15 protein-coding genes are annotated in these 13,441 nt (G+C 35.6%); 6 read left to right on the top strand and 9 right to left on the bottom strand.

The genetic code is table 11. The features are described 5' to 3' along the window. Positions 1–17: 17 nt before the first annotated feature. The 5 genes from AC07U8_RS01880 to ispH all read right to left on the bottom strand — a co-directional run bounded on the left by AC07U8_RS01880 (position 18) and on the right by ispH (position 3,806). Positions 18–824: a pilus assembly PilX family protein gene (locus tag AC07U8_RS01880; RefSeq protein ID WP_166783032.1), complete on the bottom strand. Its 807-nt coding sequence runs from the start codon at positions 822–824 to the stop codon at positions 18–20. Continuing rightward, complete coding sequence (locus AC07U8_RS01875; RefSeq protein ID WP_494737215.1) at positions 821–1,717, bottom strand: PilW family protein; 897 nt, start codon at positions 1,715–1,717, stop codon at positions 821–823. The genes AC07U8_RS01880 and AC07U8_RS01875 overlap by 4 nt, the downstream gene beginning before the upstream one ends. A gap of 1 nt (position 1,718) precedes the next feature. Further along, complete coding sequence (gene pilV / locus AC07U8_RS01870) at positions 1,719–2,234, bottom strand: type IV pilus modification protein PilV (protein ID WP_494737214.1); 516 nt, start codon at positions 2,232–2,234, stop codon at positions 1,719–1,721. Beyond that, positions 2,231–2,713, bottom strand: a complete 483-nt coding sequence (locus AC07U8_RS01865) for a GspH/FimT family pseudopilin (protein WP_314339479.1) — start codon at positions 2,711–2,713, stop codon at positions 2,231–2,233. The genes pilV and AC07U8_RS01865 overlap by 4 nt, the downstream gene beginning before the upstream one ends. 142 nt (positions 2,714–2,855) lie before the next feature. Further along, the gene (gene ispH, locus AC07U8_RS01860; protein WP_056516662.1) at positions 2,856–3,806 is read right to left on the bottom strand and encodes a 4-hydroxy-3-methylbut-2-enyl diphosphate reductase; all 951 of its coding nucleotides are present in this window, start codon (positions 3,804–3,806) and stop codon (positions 2,856–2,858) included. Between the two features lie 134 nt (positions 3,807–3,940). On the opposite strand from ispH, the gene gmk reads away from it, so the two are divergent. The 6 genes from gmk to bfr all read left to right on the top strand — a co-directional run bounded on the left by gmk (position 3,941) and on the right by bfr (position 8,930). Further along, on the top strand, positions 3,941–4,561 hold the full coding sequence (gene gmk, locus AC07U8_RS01855; protein WP_034617459.1) for a guanylate kinase: 621 nt from the start codon (positions 3,941–3,943) through the stop codon (positions 4,559–4,561). A gap of 121 nt (positions 4,562–4,682) precedes the next feature. Continuing rightward, positions 4,683–4,964, top strand: coding sequence for a DNA-directed RNA polymerase subunit omega (gene rpoZ, locus AC07U8_RS01850; RefSeq protein ID WP_004718302.1), 282 nt, complete (start codon positions 4,683–4,685; stop codon positions 4,962–4,964). Positions 4,965–5,176: 212 nt separating this feature from the next. Beyond that, entirely contained in the window at positions 5,177–7,288 is a 2,112-nt protein-coding gene (locus AC07U8_RS01845) for a RelA/SpoT family protein (RefSeq protein WP_004718304.1), read from the top strand. Positions 7,289–7,381: 93 nt separating this feature from the next. Further along, positions 7,382–7,765, top strand: coding sequence for a RidA family protein (locus tag AC07U8_RS01840; protein ID WP_494737213.1), 384 nt, complete (start codon positions 7,382–7,384; stop codon positions 7,763–7,765). A gap of 187 nt (positions 7,766–7,952) precedes the next feature. Next, positions 7,953–8,147: a bacterioferritin-associated ferredoxin gene (locus AC07U8_RS01835; protein ID WP_004718308.1), complete on the top strand. Its 195-nt coding sequence runs from the start codon at positions 7,953–7,955 to the stop codon at positions 8,145–8,147. A gap of 318 nt (positions 8,148–8,465) precedes the next feature. Further along, entirely contained in the window at positions 8,466–8,930 is a 465-nt protein-coding gene (bfr, locus tag AC07U8_RS01830; RefSeq protein WP_004818630.1) for a heteropolymeric bacterioferritin subunit Bfr, read from the top strand. A 113-nt stretch (positions 8,931–9,043) separates the two neighbouring features. Here bfr and AC07U8_RS01825 read toward each other — a convergent pair whose 3' ends face one another. The 4 genes from AC07U8_RS01825 to AC07U8_RS01810 all read right to left on the bottom strand — a co-directional run bounded on the left by AC07U8_RS01825 (position 9,044) and on the right by AC07U8_RS01810 (position 13,296). Then, positions 9,044–10,693, bottom strand: a complete 1,650-nt coding sequence (locus AC07U8_RS01825; RefSeq protein ID WP_494737212.1) for an O-antigen ligase family protein — start codon at positions 10,691–10,693, stop codon at positions 9,044–9,046. A gap of 54 nt (positions 10,694–10,747) precedes the next feature. Further along, positions 10,748–11,104 (bottom strand): pilin, encoded by a 357-nt coding sequence (locus AC07U8_RS01820; RefSeq protein WP_494737211.1) that lies wholly within the window; start codon positions 11,102–11,104, stop codon positions 10,748–10,750. A gap of 77 nt (positions 11,105–11,181) precedes the next feature. Beyond that, the gene (locus AC07U8_RS01815; protein WP_494737210.1) at positions 11,182–12,900 is read right to left on the bottom strand and encodes an O-antigen ligase family protein; all 1,719 of its coding nucleotides are present in this window, start codon (positions 12,898–12,900) and stop codon (positions 11,182–11,184) included. Between the two features lie 60 nt (positions 12,901–12,960). After that, positions 12,961–13,296: a prepilin-type N-terminal cleavage/methylation domain-containing protein gene (locus tag AC07U8_RS01810; RefSeq protein ID WP_494737209.1), complete on the bottom strand. Its 336-nt coding sequence runs from the start codon at positions 13,294–13,296 to the stop codon at positions 12,961–12,963. Between the last annotated feature and the right edge of the window lie 145 nt (positions 13,297–13,441).

The raw sequence follows: 13,441 nt of genomic DNA, 5'->3' as shown, positions 1-13,441 counted from the left end.
GTTAATTCCCCCAAGAATTATGGTTTTTCCGTTTGTGTAAATAAAGTTTGCAAATTGAATTCTTGTGTTTGGCTATTTACAGGAACACCTAAATCAACTAAACAATTTGCAATAGTTTTAAAATCTTTCGTTTCCACATCAGTATTATCACTAATATAACCAGGATTAGCGCTATCAATGCCTACACAAGCTTGGGCAGCTTTAATGTCTTTAGCGAATGCTGGAAAAATAGAAGTTGTCGTTACTCTTACTCTTTGTTGCTCGACTACATTTTTGGGTAGAATCGTTCCCGCACTTACGTTTGTTCCTTCACCCAATAAAGCACCTGGTGGTAAATCGGTGACTGCGTCATTTGGAATTTTTATTGCAACTTGAGTGACCACAGCCTCCCTATTACTCCCAAAATCTTTTGTTAAATCACAAAATGCAGCTGAACCACCTGAGGCAACTGTTGGTTTTGCAGTTTTATTTGCTGGTGGGCGAAGTGTTGCGACACTTTGTGATGCACCAAACTTTACTTTTGAGGTAGGTCTATAACAAAAAATATACTCATTGCCTGGCTCTAATTTACTATCTTGCAAGGCAAAGCCCACGACCCCGCTTAAGTCCACCATTTTGGATAAATCTGATGTATAAAATTGATTTAAAGGAGTATCTGCAGTTTGACTTAAGAACTGCCCCACCTGTGTATTTGTTGCAATGTTCAATGATGTCATTGCAGTACGAATAGCAAAAACACCAATCAAAGTAATAAGTATCAGCATGAATAAAACAACAATCAAGGTTGCCCCTCTTTGGGACGAAGCCAATAACATTTTACTCATAGTGGCTCTCCCATCGCATTTCTTAATGCTATTGTTGTTGTGTATTCACGTCTTAAATACTTGCTGCTTGTATTTTTTAACTTAACCGCTTCATTTAAAAAATTTATACTTGCTGTAGGATCAATTAACGTACTTTTCGTATCATCTTTTGAACGGACTAGTACTCCAACTTTAATTGAGACAACTCTTGGTGGTTTTTTATTTGCAGCTGCTGCAGTTTTGGCCTCACTCATATATTTATCAATCGAGTAATAGCTTAGATTTGTTTTATTATTATTTTGTGTACCTAAATAAAATCTTAAATGATCTACACGGGGCATGATGATTTGACTACGTTCACCCATCCCCTTAATTTGAGCAATAGATGTCGCTGGTGGTGTATTTGCATCACAAGCCAGTGCATAGTCTGTATCATTCTGACCATTATCATCCTTACGTAAAAAATAACGTTGAAGAATATATTCCCCTGCTGCAACTTCAGCCCCTTCACAATTAAACATTTTATTTGGCGCTATGAATAAAATTGTTAATTGATCACTTGCCGCATTTACATTTGACACCCCACCTGCAGTCGTTAAAAACTTTGTATCCAAAGCAATAGGTAAATTAACGTTTCCAGTTGCTCCACTGGTTAAAACAACACCACCTTGATTGGTTTTATCATTTAACTCTGGATTATTTGTGTTCCCATAATTCGCAAGTCTTATATCATGCGCCATATATTCCAACCCAAAAACACCACTATCTTGCAACTCAGCACCTGCTTGTTGTAAGCGAGTCGTGATCAGGCCACCTGTAAATAGTTGTAGAGCAGCAGCACTAATGATTAATCCTAAAGCTAGGGCAACGATAAGTTCAACTAAAGTAAAACCTTTTTGTAATTGATTTTTCATACTAATAAGCCTCCATCATGAGGCATTTGGCATTATTTACATATATTCCAGAAGAATTCATACAGGCTGTATAATTCCCGGCAGAGAATTTTGTTCCATTCCAACCCGCGAATAGACACTGCCGGTTTGTAGATTGAATACCAGGGCAAGTCTCCATCGTTATATTTATTCCAACATTAGAAGCAGATCTTGCAACTAAAAATGCATCATAAGTAGCCATTTGTTCAGCGGTGCATGTTGTATCAATACATGATTTTGGCTCACTTGGACTACTCGTAATCCCTGCATAACTTCGTACTTTTGCAGGGTAAAAAGATTGTCCATTTGGATTAGCGCGAATGCTTTCAGTTAAACCTCTCAATAATAATGTCGCTTGAGATCTAAGCAGCGCTTCTTCACCCGCCTCTACCGCTTTGAGTTGTAAAGCAGCAAAACCCAAAACACCTATAGCAAGTAACACTAAAGCCACCAACACCTCAACCATTCCAACACCTGCTTGCTTATTTATAATTTTCATGAACAAGTTCCTAATGAAATATCAGATGCACCAGTAGAAGCGACAGTAATACTTTTAGACTTACTTTTTGCACACAAAGTAAATGTTTTTACACTTTCAACATTACCCATGGGTAAAAAAACTACTCCTGATACTGTTGATGTTACATTTGTACTGTCTGCTATATTTGCAAGAATTACTCTATTTTGAGCAATAAATTTATCACTATCCGCATTAGCAATAGTTTTTGTTACACATTGTTTTGCCGTAATTTGCGTACCCGCATTGTCTTTATTTGGGCAGACCACAACAGTTGAACGCAACGCAATAGCCCTACTTCTCCCCTCATTTAGTGCAAAGAGTATTTCTCTAGCACTATTATCTAAATTTTGTCTGGTAATATTCTCTGAAAATGAAGGCGCTGCAATCGACGCAACAATCGCCAAAACAGCAATCGTCACCATCAACTCAATTAAGGTGAATCCTCGATTTTTTTGCATTGCTCCCCCCCATTGCAACAAAACGCTACCCTATTAAAAATCATAACTTAAATACTTACAAAACCAATACAAGTTGGATAAAAGGCATAAAAAAGCAGATAACTGAAATCTCAGCTATCTGCTTAAAAAATAAAGTTTAAATTTAAGCTTGCGTTACATGAATCCGTAGCTCTTTTGGTAAACTAAATGTGATGTTTTCCTCACGGCCATTTAATTCTTGCGGTGCTGTTGCACCCCAGTCCTGTAACCGTTGAATCACTTGCTTAATTAAAATCTCAGGTGCAGATGCCCCAGCTGTAACACCGATCTTATGGTTCGAGTTAAACCATTCTTGTTTTAACTCATCTGCGTTATCGATCAGATACGCATGTTTCCCCATCCGTTCAGCCAACTCACGTAAACGATTTGAATTCGACGAATTTGGAGAGCCAACCACCAACACCACATCACATTGTGTTGCTAAATCTCGCACAGCATCTTGACGGTTTTGCGTAGCATAGCAAATATCATCTTTACGAGGCCCTTGAATTTGAGGGAATTTATTTCGCAGAGCATCAATCACTTTGGCCGTATCATCTATAGATAAGGTGGTTTGGGTCACAAATGCTATTTTTTCAGGATGATGTACTGTTAAGGAAGCGACATCTTCTTCATCTTCAACCAGATAAATTTCACCACCATTCTTTTTATCATATTGCCCCATAGTCCCTTCAACTTCTGGGTGCCCTTCATGGCCAATCAAAATTGCTTCGGTTCCTTCACGTGCATATTTCGTGACCTCAATATGTACTTTGGTAACCAATGGGCAAGTTGCATCAAATACTTTTAAACCACGACGTTCAGCTTCTTGTTGAACCGCCTTTGATACGCCATGTGCACTAAAAATAACAATATTATCGTCAGGCACTTCATCTAACTCATCCACAAAAATTGCGCCGCGCTGACGTAAATCGTCAACCACAAATTTGTTATGAACCACTTCATGACGGACATAAATAGGTGGATTAAAACATTCAAGCGCACGATTGACGATGGCAATTGCACGATCTACACCTGCACAAAATCCACGCGGATTAGCCAATACAATTTCCATAAAACCCTCAATGCTCACTTCAATGGTTGGATATATTTTATCGATTAAACACAAACAATGTGTAAAAACAGTTTTGTTTGTCTTCGCTCTACTCTAAAATAGAGAAGATATTTTATCATATCAGGAAAAATATCATGTCGGGTCTATTGTTTGTCGTTTCTGCGGCATCAGGAACAGGCAAAACATCTCTCGTTAAAGCGCTACTTGAGCGTGTGAGCAATTTACACGTTTCAGTTTCACATACGACTCGTGGTCAGCGACCTGGCGAACTCGACGGTGTTCATTATCACTTTACCTCTAAAGAAAACTTTCTCGATCAAGTCAATCAAGGTGGTTTTATTGAGTATGCAGAAGTTTTTGGTAATTATTATGGTACTGCGCAAGCAACTGTAAAAGACCAATTGGCGAAAGGCCATGATGTGCTACTTGAGATCGATTGGCAAGGTGCTGAGCAAGTTCGTAAACTTTTTCCTGAATCTAAACAAATTTTCATTCTTCCTCCAACGCAGTTTGATTTACGTCAACGTCTTTCAAATCGAGGCACGGACTCTGTTGAAGTTATTGAACATCGTTTAAGTTGTGCTGTAGAAGACATGCAACAATATGTCAACTTTGAATACATCATCATCAATGATGATTTCAATAAAGCTTTACATGATTTGGAATCTGTTATTAATGCCAATCGCTTAAAAATAGATCAACAGGCAAATCGTCATCAGGCTTTAATTACCAAACTGATTACACCACAATCTTAGATCTAAGTACTTATGATCTAAATGCTTTCTAAATAAGCTTCGATTAAAACTTGAGTCTATGATGAAAGCATTTTATACTGCACAGTCTATTTAAAAAATTTGTATTCAAACGAGAATTCTTATGGCACGCGTAACCGTTGAAGATTGTTTAGACCATGTAGACAACCGCTTTGAGCTTGTACTAGTGGCAAGCAAACGCGCGCGTCAATTGGCACGTCAAGGCATTGAACCAACTGTTGAGTGGGACAATGACAAGCCGACTGTTGTTGCATTACGTGAAATTGCGATTGGTCATGTGACTAAAGATATCTTGAAGCAACGTGATCAAGATTACCAAACGTCTAGTCTTGACCTTGCTTTATCAGCAAACAATCTTAATCTTGAAGGTTTTTCTTTTCAATAAGCTAAGCCTTTGAAAAAAGCCTAGTTTTTCAACTAGGCTTTTTTATTTCAATTATTTTGCAAAAAGTTTTGCCAATCAATCGACAAAATTCAAAATATTTGTTAAAAAAAATAGATATATTTGATGTCTAGAAATTGACAAGCGGCTCAATATGCTTTTCATTAAAGCATTAGGAAAAATATTTCAAATTTGTAATTTAAGATAGGTGTTCTATGCCAGGCCAACAGGTCAGCCAATCCAAGCAACAGTTGAATGTAATTATCGACGCGTACTTAAAACCAAGTGATGTCGAGCGAGTACTTGTGGCTTGTGATTATGCTGATATTGCGCATGATGGTATTACACGTAAAAGTGGTGAACCCTATATTTTACACCCGATTGCGGTGAGTTGTATCTTGGCACATATGCGTATGGATGCCGAAACACTCATGGCAGCCTTATTGCACGATGTGATTGAAGATACAGATTTCACCAAAGAAGATATCACTGAAAAATTTGGTAAAACCGTGGCTGAATTGGTCGATGGGGTCACCAAACTGAGTCATTCCAGCGATAAAGAATATAATAAAGCTGCGTCTTTCCGTAAAATTCTTCAAGCTACCTTACAAGACCCGCGTGTCATTATTATCAAACTCGCCGATCGTTATCATAATATGACGACTCTAGGCGCTTTACGGCCAGATAAACGTGCGCGCATTGCACAAGAAACTTTTGATATCTTTGTTCCTATGGCACGACTTGTAGGAATGAATGAGATGGCAGATAACTTAGAGCATCTGTGCTATCAAAACCTAGATCTCGATATGTATAATGATGTACAAGAAAATTTACTCAAAACCAAACCAGAACGCTGTAAATATCAATCGGTTTGGGAACAAAACTTAGCTGAGTTGCTCAATAATTATAATATTCAAGGGCGCATTAAAAAGAAAAACAACAATATTGAACTCTTACGCCACTTTGTAAAAAATGAAATCGACTTACAAGAACTCACCCATAGCCATGCTTTTGAAATTGTTTTACAAAGCATCGCGGATTGTGACCGCTTGGTCGATGCCTTACGTGAAAATTTCCAAGTCATCGACTATGAAGATCATATCCGTCGCCCATTACCAGGCGGAAATCAGTCTTTAATGATCAAACTCAAAGGTGAACGTACCACGTTGTCCTTAACCATTCAAACCGAGCTGATGCGTAAAGCTGCACGCTTTGGTGTGGTTCTTGGTGAAAATGCGCCACAAGCTTGCCGTTCTGCGATCCAAGCATCGATGAAGAATTTAGATCTTCTTGTTGGTGGTGAGTGCGCAAAAACCACATTTAGCGATCTACTTGATTATTTACATCAAGAAAAGATCTGGGTCTACACCCCACATGGACAGCTACATGAATTACCACAAGGTGCCACAGCAGTAGATTTTGCGTATTCAGCGAGCTTATTTTTAGGCAACCATGCGGTGGGTGCTAAAATTAATGGTGAAATTAAACCACTTTCAACACCTTTAGTCAGTGGTCAGGTGGTTGAAGTCATTACCGATGTATTGGCAACACCAAACCCAGACTGGTTAAGTTTTATTAATACCCAAAAAGCGCGCCGTGCGATTCAAAATATCTTGCGAGATCAAGATCCAGATGAACAACGCCTAGTGGGGCAACAAGCGCTCAATCGTGCTTTAAAACTGTTTAATCGCTCGACCAAAGACTTATCCGAAGCGGATTGGAAAGATCTATTAGAGTGGCGTCATGTGCCCGATAAAGACACTTTATTTGAGCAAATTGCAGTGGGAGACCTACTACCACAACTGGTCGCTAACCATTTATTTGCCCAATCTAAAGCCACTGAAGAACATGCTTCAAATCGTCTCATCCAAGGTACAGATGGTGTCGATGTGAAATATGCACACTGTTGTAACCCAGTCTTGGGGGATCCGATTCAAGGACATTTATCCCGTCGTGGCTTAATTGTGCATCGTGCACGCTGTCATAACTTATTGCATGAACAACATTTACATCCTGAAAATATCATGTCCTTACAATGGACATCGGAAGAAGAAGACGATGTGAACTTTAATGCTTATTTGAGTATTGATCTTATTTTAACCGATGAGCAAATTTCAGAATTGATTTACTTATGTCGTAAAGCAAAAACTGGGGTTGAATCAGTACGCTCTCATGAAGATAAAACCTATGTGAATATCGTGGTGAATAATCGTAAACAAATTGCGCAAATCATTCGTGAATTACGTATGCAATTTGGTTTTCCTCGTATTAGTCGAATGTCTATGCCAGTTTCAATTAATGAGACGCTAAAAGCAAAAGCGTGCTAAATTAAGACCTGTAATGTTTATCGATAATCTTCGATGCACTTTGCATGCCATTCATGCTTTATGATGAAATGATTTGAAATCAAGGAGAAATCAATGTCCCGCCAAGTGATCCATACTGAAAATGCCCCTGCTGCAATTGGTACTTATTCACAAGCCATTTTAGTAGACAACACATTATATCTTTCAGGGCAAATTGGCTTAGATCCATATAGCATGGAATTGGTTGAAGGCATTGAAGCACAAATTCGACGTGTTTTTGATAATTTAAAAGCAGTCTGTGAAGCTGCAGGCGGTTCTTTAGCAGATATTGCAAAGCTCAATATTTTTCTTACCGATTTATCTAATTTTCAATTGGTCAACCAGATCATGGGCGAATACTTTGCTCAACCTTATCCTGCACGTGCAGCATTAGGTGTTGCCTCTTTACCTAAAAATGCATTGGTTGAAATGGATAGTATTGTGATTATTCCTCAATAATAGCAGCCGAAACTAATTGTTTGATTTTAAATAATTTAAAAAATAAAATAAAATACTACCGATCAGGTGGTATTTTTTTATTCAAAAAGCCAATAAAGATTAATGAGATTTCAAATGAATTTCATTGACAAATGATAACAATTATCAATAATATTAGATATCGCATTTAACCTTAGGGTTGAGTTTCATGTACGTTTGTTTATGTCGTGGTATTACAGATCAAGATATCAAAGATGCAATGGCAAATGGTGCAGAGAGTTACCGTGAAGTACGTGAATTATTAGACTTAGGCACGTGCTGTGGTCGCTGTGCCCCTGAAGCAAAAAGCATTATCAATGAAGAGCTATCCCTGATTGCAGCACGTATTTCTGTTGCCGCGTAGCTTTTGATCCAAAAATTCAAACATAAAAATAAGTTCAGATTTATAACGACAATAAATAAGTTTTTTAATGATCCCCAGATCATTCTCCTCCCCCGCTTCGACTCAAAGCGGGTTCGTTTTTTCAATCAATCTCTTTTAGCCAAAACGACATCCCTATTGTTTTTGATTGCGATTTTCATTTGCCGTTCCATAAACTACTCGTAACCCTGCAAAAAGTTGATTAATATAGAGCCATATCAAATTACCTTAATCATTAAATTTCAATGACTCAGTTTAAATTCACGTTAAGGTAAAAAATTAGAATGGAGTTTTAACCATATGCAAGGCAATCGAGACGTAATTAATCAGCTCAATCAAGTGCTTTATCATCATTTGACTGCGATTAACCAATACTTTTTACACTCGCGTATGTTTAATGATTGGGGAATCGAGAAACTTGGTTCGGCTGAATACAAAGAATCTATTCGCCAAATGAAGCACGCGGATAAGATCATTGAACGTATTCTTTTCTTGGAAGGTTTACCGAACCTTCAACATTTAGGCAAGCTATACATTGGTCAACATACAGTTGAAGTTTTAAACTGTGATGTACGTAAAGTAAAAGAAAACATTGATGCATTAAAAACAGCAGTTGCACTCGCTGAAAGCAACTTAGATTATGTGACTCGTGATCTTGTTCAAGAAATTCTTGAGAAAGAAGAAGAGTTTTGGGATTGGACAACCACCCAATTGGATCTAAGTGAAAGTGTTGGTATCGAAAATTATATTCAAAGCCAACTATAATTTTTAAATATCATTAAAAAAATCCCCCAATTGATTGGGGGATTTTTTATTTTATTTCGAAATGTGGTGATGCAAAATTTACAATCATCAAAATTCACTTTTATGAAATGGTATTATTTTCCTACAACAGATACAGGTAATAGATCCTGATATGATTTCTCTTGCCCATGCAGTGTCTTCAGAATCCATAACTGATGTTCAGCTTCAACTTTTTTACCATTAAAAGCCAAAACCTGTGCATATTTCTGAATATCATATGCTGACGCTAAGTTCGCCACCATACGTCCCATATCTTGCAACTGCTGATCCGACATCTTGCTATATGGATTTAAGCCAATCCACCAGACACGTTCTTTAAATTGCGTCAGCAACAAAATATCTTGATTCATCACTGCTTGCTGTGAAGCACTTAATGCTGTTTTCTTATTTACGAATACGCTTTGTTGGCGATATAAAATATAGTCTCGATAAATCACCCCTACCAAGACCAAACCAATCACAATAATACTGACCGTAACCGAAGACTTTAAGTTCACTGTAGGCAAACGAGGATACTGAGCTTGGATGATTCCCAATAAAAAACCTAAAGGGAGTAAGAAATATGCATAGTGAATTGGGTATTCCAATAAAGCATGAATCAAAATGGCACAGACCATTAATCCTGCTGCAATTGAAACTGCATCTTTGATGCTTTTATTTAGCCAATACAACCAACATGCGACATAAACAATAATCAATCCACCAACGGGGATACCATTCCAAATCAGTAAATCCAAAATCACGTTATGTGCCGTTTTATACCATTCATGTGATGGGTATAAATCAAAAGCAGCGATTTGCGCCATCCCTGTTTGATTCCAACCGTACCCAAACCACGGTTTTTCTGAAATCGCGACTAGGGCTTGATTCCACATATCTAAACGGAGATAACCTGATGTTGCTCTCTCGACCACTGAATTTGCTTGTGCTACGTCTTGGGTTGATACAGATGTAATCCACTGATTCAGCATCGGCAAGCATGTAATCAACGTAATAAACACACCAGACCATGCGAGTAATTTTACAAACCCAAAGCGTTTAGTTTGACCAAATTGCTTGATTGTTAAATAAATCAGTGTGAACAAACACACCACCCAAGCCGTACGAGATTGTGTCAACGCAATGGTCAATAGAAAAGTAAAAGTTGATGGTCCGAGTATGTAATTTGGCAGTATCTTCTTTTCATAAAAGTATAAACATGCAAATACCCCCATACACATAAATGTCGCCAGATTATTCGGCTGGGCAAAGTTTGCATAGGGACGATTACCGTTTAGCAAATTAACCAATGGTCTAAAATATTCGTTTACGCCTAACCACTGGGTCATTGCAATAAAACTTGAAAGCATCGCACCCGTAAAAACCACAAGGCTAAATACTTTAAAGACTTGTTCTCTTTGACCCTTTTCACCTACTGCCAAGTTATAACCAACAACCAGCATCAACCAAAACATCGCAATATAGGCGGTACAAAGCAATGCATTGCTTAAATACAAAATCTCGCCAAAGCCCCATTGTATCAATGGAATTGCCAATACAGGCAATATAAGCACTTGCGGTTTTGGAATTTTTAAATCTTTATTTAGAAAAGCACTGAGTAGCACCAAAGCCGATAGAAAAGTAAGTGCTTCACTACCAAAGGTTGTCCAAGGCATTTTATGAATAGGTAAAAGCCAAGCAAGTAAAAGCAATACGGCTGAAAGAAGATAAGGAATGACTTTCATAGGAAAAGTGAAAAGAAAAACTGAGCCTATTATAGCGTTTCTAACATTTTTTGTTTAAGGAATGATTGTACAGTTTGCGCCTTTGCTTAAGTCGCAACGAATATCAACTGCTGTCGAATTTTTACTTTTTGCTTCAATAATCAAATTTATTGTTGATTCATCCCATGAAGAAGCGTCTGTGATAAAACTGCAGGATGAAATTGAAGGCTGACTAGGATGTGTATTGTTATTTTGGTCAAATATATCTACAAAAACATTATTGCTATAGCTCTTTGTTTCATGTAAACAAGCAGCAACTTGTGTTTTCTTTTGATATAAAAGATAGCTAGGTATAGCAATTGCCATAAGAACACCAATCACAGCTATAACTAGCATAATTTCGACAAGAGTAAAGCCTTTATTAAATTTCATAATGATTTCCCCACCAATTATTTTTTACTTTATTATAAAAAAATTTTTTTAACTATTTTTTTATAATTTTTGAATTTTTATGTACAAAAACGACAAATCTTGTCAAAAATTGATGTTTTGAGAAGTTGATCAAATTTAATTTCAACATGATAAAAGTTATTAATAATATTAAGAACGTCGGCAGCTTCTTCTTTTTTATTATTATAAGTTAAAAGTACAGCCAATTTAATTAACCCTTGTTGTGTAGCAGTAGCCAGAACTTTTGTTTTTAGTCCTTCTATTTCTCTATCACTCAATAATTGGTAAGGATTAAATTGAATCCAAAAAATAATAAAATCACTTCTATCATAAATAAAACTCTCAATAAGAAAATTTGATTCATGCGGTAAATAACTTGACAGAATTTCATTCTTATATCCTTCTTTCAAAGTAATATTTAACCTTTTTTCGTACATATATTCATAGCCAACATTTATAATCAAGAACAATATAATCAATAAAAATAGAGAGGAAGTATTTATTTTTTTTGTTGATCTAATATAATCCAGGTCAAATTGTATAAGCGCGCCACCAATAACAAAACCTAAAGGAAATAAAAAATAAGAGTAAAACAAAGGATACTCTAAAAAAGCATGGGTACCAATTATTATAATTATTATTGAAAAAAATAGATTTTCTAATGTTAATGATCTAATTAAAATCCTAATCAATAAGAACAGAAGTAAAAAAACTATCATCATTCCTAGTGGAATCCCACACCAAATTAATAAGTCTAAAATAATGTTATGTGAGCTATCTATAACTTGTGGCTCTACACTTTTTTCAATTAATGAAATATTTGCTAATTGTGTCTGATACCACCCATATCCTTCCAATGGTTTTTCCATTAAAATTTTAAAAAAATGCTTCCAAACACCTATCCTTAAATAACCTGTTGTACTTCTAGTTAATACATCTGCTGTCTGTACAACACCAAAATTAATGAATTTAAATAAAAAATTATAAACAGGTAATAAAATAAGATTCGAGATAAAAAATATAACTAAAAATATTATTTCTCTCACCCTTAACTTTAAATAACATCTTCTCTTTTTACATAAATAATAAAAAAACAATAAAAAAATTATAAGCCAAGATGTTCTTGACTGTGTTAAAACCACTGAAAATAAGATAATTAATGTTATAAAAAGTAAAGTAATTGAATTTTCATTTTTTTTCTCGTACACATACCATACTGAAGCTAATCCCATTAAAAGAATTGTTGCCATTTGGTTTGGTTGTGCTAAATTTCCATAAGGTCTAGTGGACATTATCTTTAAAACATATGGTTGTAAATTATAAAAATTCAACCATTGAAAAATAATAATTAAAGATGAAATTAATGAAATAAAGATTAAAGTATAACTAAACACATCGACTGCAACAAATCTATTCCTATTATTAAATTCTTTTGATAAATTATAGCCAAATATTATTGAAATAAAAAAACAAAATAAATAAACCATCCCCAAAAAAGCAGTTTCAAAAAAAATGATCAATCCAATACTGTATTGAATAAGAGGAATAAATGAAATAAAAAAAACAGGAATAATTATGTAAGGTATTTTTAATCTTTCATTAACTAAAAAAAAAGCTATAAAAATAAATGATATAAAACTATACTTTTCTGAGTAAAAACTTACCCATGGTAGAGTGTGATATGGGTTTAATATTGAAAAAACAAAAAAAAGACAAGAAAGTAAAACAAAACCTCTCTTTAAACAATTATACAAAAAAAGTGATTTAAATGTACTCATAATTACATATTTTAAAAAGTAAAAAGCTCAATTTGAATGAGCTTTTTACTTTTTCTTAAATTAAGAGCAAACTGTTCTAGTTAAATCACAACTAACCTTAGGTTGACTACCATTGGTCACTGTCACATCGAAAGACGTAGCATTTACTGCTGGTTCAGCAATAGAGCAATTATTTGTTGCAAATGTTGCTGTATCTGGTTTAGAAGTTTTTCCTTCAGGATCTGATACATAAAGATTCCACATACCAGCATAGTTTTTACCAGAAGCAATACATTGTGCTGTAACAGAACGTTTCGTATAGTTTTGATACGCAGGAATTGCAATCGCTGCAAGAATACCAATAATTGCAACAACGATCATTAATTCAATCAGGGTAAAACCTTTTTGAGCATTCATAACATTTCTCCAATGTTTTAAAAATTTTTATAGCTTTTAGAGCAATTTATATGGCTGTTCTTTTTTGTGGAAAAAATCAGCAACCAATCGAGACTCTTTGATTTTAGAGAGAATGTAACGCTTTACAAGTTTTTTTTTGCCGCTT

Source organism: Acinetobacter sp. GW821-FHT01E09, from assembly GCF_059422385.1.
Note: the sequence above shows the minus strand (reverse complement) of the source record. Positions and strands in the feature narration are given on the sequence as shown.

What these genes read in the sequence shown, in the direction of transcription:
- bfr (WP_004818630.1), top strand. Translation starts at nt 8,466, where the DNA reads ATGCAAGGCAATCGAGACGTAATTAATCAGCTCAATCAAGTGCTTTAT.
- AC07U8_RS01865 (WP_314339479.1), bottom strand. Translation starts at nt 2,713, where the DNA reads ATGCAAAAAAATCGAGGATTCACCTTAATTGAGTTGATGGTGACGATT.
- ispH (WP_056516662.1), bottom strand. Translation starts at nt 3,806, where the DNA reads ATGGAAATTGTATTGGCTAATCCGCGTGGATTTTGTGCAGGTGTAGAT.
- AC07U8_RS01825 (WP_494737212.1), bottom strand. Translation starts at nt 10,693, where the DNA reads ATGAAAGTCATTCCTTATCTTCTTTCAGCCGTATTGCTTTTACTTGCT.
- AC07U8_RS01875 (WP_494737215.1), bottom strand. Translation starts at nt 1,717, where the DNA reads ATGAAAAATCAATTACAAAAAGGTTTTACTTTAGTTGAACTTATCGTT.
- AC07U8_RS01815 (WP_494737210.1), bottom strand. Translation starts at nt 12,900, where the DNA reads ATGAGTACATTTAAATCACTTTTTTTGTATAATTGTTTAAAGAGAGGT.
- AC07U8_RS01835 (WP_004718308.1), top strand. Translation starts at nt 7,953, where the DNA reads ATGTACGTTTGTTTATGTCGTGGTATTACAGATCAAGATATCAAAGAT.
- AC07U8_RS01810 (WP_494737209.1), bottom strand. Translation starts at nt 13,296, where the DNA reads ATGAATGCTCAAAAAGGTTTTACCCTGATTGAATTAATGATCGTTGTT.
- AC07U8_RS01880 (WP_166783032.1), bottom strand. Translation starts at nt 824, where the DNA reads ATGAGTAAAATGTTATTGGCTTCGTCCCAAAGAGGGGCAACCTTGATT.
- AC07U8_RS01820 (WP_494737211.1), bottom strand. Translation starts at nt 11,104, where the DNA reads ATGAAATTTAATAAAGGCTTTACTCTTGTCGAAATTATGCTAGTTATA.
- AC07U8_RS01845 (WP_004718304.1), top strand. Translation starts at nt 5,177, where the DNA reads ATGCCAGGCCAACAGGTCAGCCAATCCAAGCAACAGTTGAATGTAATT.
- rpoZ (WP_004718302.1), top strand. Translation starts at nt 4,683, where the DNA reads ATGGCACGCGTAACCGTTGAAGATTGTTTAGACCATGTAGACAACCGC.
- pilV (WP_494737214.1), bottom strand. Translation starts at nt 2,234, where the DNA reads ATGAAAATTATAAATAAGCAAGCAGGTGTTGGAATGGTTGAGGTGTTG.
- AC07U8_RS01840 (WP_494737213.1), top strand. Translation starts at nt 7,382, where the DNA reads ATGTCCCGCCAAGTGATCCATACTGAAAATGCCCCTGCTGCAATTGGT.
- gmk (WP_034617459.1), top strand. Translation starts at nt 3,941, where the DNA reads ATGTCGGGTCTATTGTTTGTCGTTTCTGCGGCATCAGGAACAGGCAAA.